The sequence below is a fragment of the Methanofastidiosum sp. genome (assembly GCA_020854815.1).
In the GTDB taxonomy this organism is placed as follows: domain Archaea; phylum Methanobacteriota_B; class Thermococci; order Methanofastidiosales; family Methanofastidiosaceae; genus Methanofastidiosum.
The window spans coordinates 1-4,283 of sequence record JAHKLW010000042.1 but is presented as its reverse complement, the minus strand read 5'-3'; the positions used below and the strand labels follow the sequence as shown (position 1 = coordinate 4,283).

At 38.3% G+C, this 4,283-nt stretch carries 3 protein-coding genes and 1 pseudogene; all 4 read right to left on the bottom strand.

What is annotated here, in order from left to right; all coding sequences use genetic code 11:
- Positions 1 to 757: 757 nt before the first annotated feature.
- Positions 758 to 2,004 (bottom strand): annotated as a pseudogene (locus tag KO464_05520) (IS110 family transposase).
- 216 nt (positions 2,005 to 2,220) lie between these two features.
- A complete protein-coding gene (locus tag KO464_05515) occupies positions 2,221 to 2,415 on the bottom strand; it encodes a hypothetical protein (GenBank protein ID MCC7572829.1) in 195 nt (64 codons plus the stop codon).
- 20 nt (positions 2,416 to 2,435) lie between these two features.
- On the bottom strand, positions 2,436 to 3,068 hold the full coding sequence (locus tag KO464_05510; GenBank protein ID MCC7572828.1) for a hypothetical protein: 633 nt from the start codon (positions 3,066 to 3,068) through the stop codon (positions 2,436 to 2,438).
- A gap of 435 nt (positions 3,069 to 3,503) precedes the next feature.
- The gene (locus KO464_05505; GenBank protein MCC7572827.1) at positions 3,504 to 3,803 is read right to left on the bottom strand and encodes a hypothetical protein; all 300 of its coding nucleotides are present in this window, start codon (positions 3,801 to 3,803) and stop codon (positions 3,504 to 3,506) included.
- Between the last annotated feature and the right edge of the window lie 480 nt (positions 3,804 to 4,283).

Below are 4,283 nucleotides of genomic sequence, written 5' to 3'. Positions count from 1 at the left end.
GTCTCGGCTGTCAAAGAGATACCATAATTCTCGATGAGTTGGTTCACGGTTTCCAGAACAAAATCGATTTCGAGAGATCCGCTCAGTACCCATGCGAGCAGTTCTTTTGTACAGGCGTCGATGATTGGTTATCCATATATAAATCTCCTTGTTTTTCAAATCCTACATCCATCTGCTGTATTTATCTGCCACGATGTCCATCCGAAATACTTCCCTCATTTTGGCGAATTCCTGCAAAATTTGTTAAAATTTATCTACAATTTGTTTGCTGTAGGTCCTTCCACAAATATCTCTATCAATTAGATAAAAATTAACTTGTGCGAAATTTGCACAAGTTGAATTCAAAAGGTAAACGTGAGATTTCTCGGTTATACAAGGATGAGTGACGTTAATCACATTTAAAAAAGTGCTCGAGGGAGCTTCCTTCGGTCGCCCCCTCGGGGTCGTACCCCCTCAAGATTCGACAAAGTACACAAAGAAGACTCGTTGCCCTTCGGGGTGGCGGGTCTTTCTTTTACTTTGACGTAATGTTAATTATCGGCAGCAATGTTTATTTAAACCGTACCGGAAATGAGAAAAACGGAAGATTCGGTTGCGATTAAATCCTTTACGGTGTTAACAAGAAAATTAGTTCAACTCGAACTTTGAAAACCAAATATCTCTATAAGCTAAGACAATGAAAAAGAGAACAAGAAATCAAGCCCATACAATTACCTGCATTAGCCAAAACGTTAGCGCTCTTTGAAGCTGGTAGATCTCAGGCGGTCTTTGGAGGCTGAATCACCTCCAGACCAAGTTTACGGGCCTCAGTAATAATCTTCTTAACCCGATACTGTTCCTGTTTTGTTTTTACCACTTCAAAACACTGTTCATTGTAATCTACATCATTTATTAAGAGGTTGTAGATAATGACTAAGAGCTTTCTGGCTAATGCGACAACTGCTTTTTTACCGCCGCGGCGTTGCTTAACCTTCCAGTACCACTTTGACAGATAGGTTTGGCGCATCCTGGTGATGGACCAGGCAACTTCGCAAAGAATCCGTTTAAGATAGGTGTTACCATGGGTTATTCGGGTAGACTTTTTTTTCCGGCACTTTCATTATTGCCGGGACTCAAACCAGCCCAGGAACAGATATGCTCCGCAGTTTTAAAACGGGTCATATCGATTCCGATTTCAGCCAGTATAGCTGCCGCAGCAGTCTTGCTAATTCCCGGAATCCCATCTAATTGCTCAAGTTGACGTTGGTATTTTTCAAGTTCTTCGTCAATCTTTTGTTCAATTAGCTGAAGATGCTCGTAACTTTCATCTAATCGTTTGAGCAAAATCTTAAGAAATTCTCTCTGAAGACGGTCCATTTTTCCGTTAACGGCGAGTTTGATTTCGTTTAACTTGGCTCGGGCTCTTCTTTTAACATACTGATCAACATCCTGGGAAGAGATCTTTCCGTAGCGGGCAAGATGATCCATTATCGCCCTACCAGATACACCAAAGATGTCGGTTAGGAACGTAGAAAGCTTGAATCCACAACTTTGCAGGTGTTTCTCAATCCGATTTTTCTGAGAGGTAATTTCCTCAACAATGCTTTTTCGGTATCTGGTCAAGTCACGCAATCTGCGTATTGGCTGGGAGGGAATAAAGCTCCCTTGCAAAAGTCCAGCCCGTAGCAGGGTAGCAATCCATTCGGCATCTTTCATGTCAGTTTTCTTGCCTGGAACATTTTTCATATGCCGGGCATTCGCAACAATTACTACCATGTTGCCATCGAAGGCACTTTCGAGGATATTATAGACTGGCTGCCAATATACCCCTGTGCTTTCCATGGCTACATGACGACAGTTTTCTTCTTCTAACCAGGTCTTGAGTTCCTCAAGTCCAGGTATTAATGTGGGAAAAGTACGAAGGTTAGTTTCAGGCTTAGCATCTGTACCGCCTTTTAAAAGACAGGCAACTACAGTTTCCTTGTGAACGTCGAGTCCGCAACAGGTTTCTAAAATGTCTTGCATTGGCATTACTCCCGCTTAATTTAGATTTCAGGGTTGATTGCCCGAGATATACGAAGTTTAACACTCGTGCTGTTCCCTCATCTTCTAAAGATAAGATAAGGGGCGACAATTGGCTGTGCTCAAAGGCAATCCGGTTAGGTTAGTAAACGAGGTTATTACCGTCAAAATACATTCAACCTCTGACCCTGATAATTAAAATTTAGCAGAAAAAAGGTTTTAGGCAACCCCTTGCCCATTTTCATTGGTGGTTGTGCCTAGCGGGCATGGGTGGTTAGTCAGTAAATAATACAAAAGATACTCTTTATGATATACTGATTTCCCATGTGTTACGATTATTGATATTTTTTTATCGTCAATGGCCCTCTGGCTCGTTCTATTATTACAATGATTAGTTTTTTGAAGTATAAGCATTATTCTCCTCCTTGAATAGATTATTTCACTATCCATCTCGTTAGGGTGGCCTTTATGCTTATAATGTCTTCTTCCTTGGACTCCCGTATTTTTTCATGACCTAAATTTCTTGTGCTTAATAGTAATCTGAAAGCATCCAACGCTTGTTCATCTGTTAATTCCGGCTCTTCACTCAGTATGTTCAAGTCTTCTTCGTTATTGTCTTCTTCCGAAGGAATATCAAGTTCTTCAAAATCAAGGTAATCATACGGAAAAAGATTCTCTTCTATTAAAGTAGTATAGGCATCTTCCGCAGTAAATTCCTCATTCCTTCCTGCGTAGAATAAAGTGTTGTTATCCCTACTAAATCTTTGCCAGTTTCTATCATTAAATAGATATTTGCTGAAAAATACAATATCTCTAATTGAATAAGTTTTTTTCATGAATTCTTCATCAACTAATAACAGTCTTATCTGAAAGTCTTCAACTTCAACGATTATAATCTGCCGTCTTTTTAAATACTTTTTATTAAAGGCTGACACTGCAAAATTGATATCTTCTGCTAAAGGTTTGAAGCCCATTACTTTAAACTCTGGAGTAGGAGTTTTCATCTTTAGTTCGTAATATATATAAGTTCTACCAACATTTACTACGGCTTGGTTATTCTCGCTCATCTTAAACCTCCCTTTCTATAATTTTTCTATTAGGTCTCTAACTACATTCTATTCCCTCGAAATACCTCTGTCAATACTCTATAAATATATTTTAAAATAATTTATTTATATAAAACCTAAACAATTAGAACCCAAACCACTGATCTACCCTCAATAAAAGAAAATCCCGCTATTATTTAGCGGGTGAGAATTTACGCGCTTTGGTAGACTAAAGCTCCCACATATGCGTTTTTACAATAGTTAGAGGCAGGTGCCCTGGCTTATATCTTTATCGAGGTTAGGGGATCGGTTTCAAGGCACATCCTTATACCGTTTTCGGTCAACCGGTCAAGTATACCAGTCAACTGGAAATTGTGGGAAAACCCGTCCGTTTTTATTGGCCGAAATTCATCCCTTTTAGTTTACTGCTGTTTTGCTAAAAGCTTAAACCCTAATTTATTTCAACTTTCCTATATCTATCTCTCGACGGTCAGTGTTTCCGAGTTCTATCACCAGTTTTGTTTCGAACTTGGCCTTGACTACAGTTCCAAAAAGACGGTGATGTTTCGAAACATCCAGGAACGTCTCCTTCATCTGCTGAAGGAGAAGCGTAAAACTTTCCTCTTGGCCATCGATGAGAGTCAGTATCTCTCTACCGCTAATCATATCGAAAATGGTAAATGAACCTATAAATATAAACAACATACCTAACGGCTTTTTATGGTACTTTAATGTTGAAAGAATCCTTCCGCCCATCTAGTAACCAGGATTATATTAATGTTCTTGCCATTATTCCAAATCGTTTAGATATTAGGAGGGATGTTTTTATTCATCTTTGTTCATATCACTTAAGCTAATTTACCTATATTGTATATTATAGTATATTTCACCTCTATACATAAGCGCTGTGTCGCAATTCAAGGAAAATACGCCACAAATCCAACAAATAACTGGTAATTAAACCGCCATTTTCAACACGATAATCCGAAGTCTCGTTTTTAACATAAACAAAAAACACATCCGTTTATTTCGAATCCAGACCACTCTGGGCGAAAACGGATGTGTTTTTAATTTTGTTCTGTCAAGATATATTACATAGATATATTATATATAATATATCCAAGTCCTTTAAATATAAGGCTTATACAATATTTATTATACTTTTCACCTTATATTATTACACACCCGACTTTTTGCTTATGTTTTGCTATTTTTTGCTTATAACCATTTGCCATT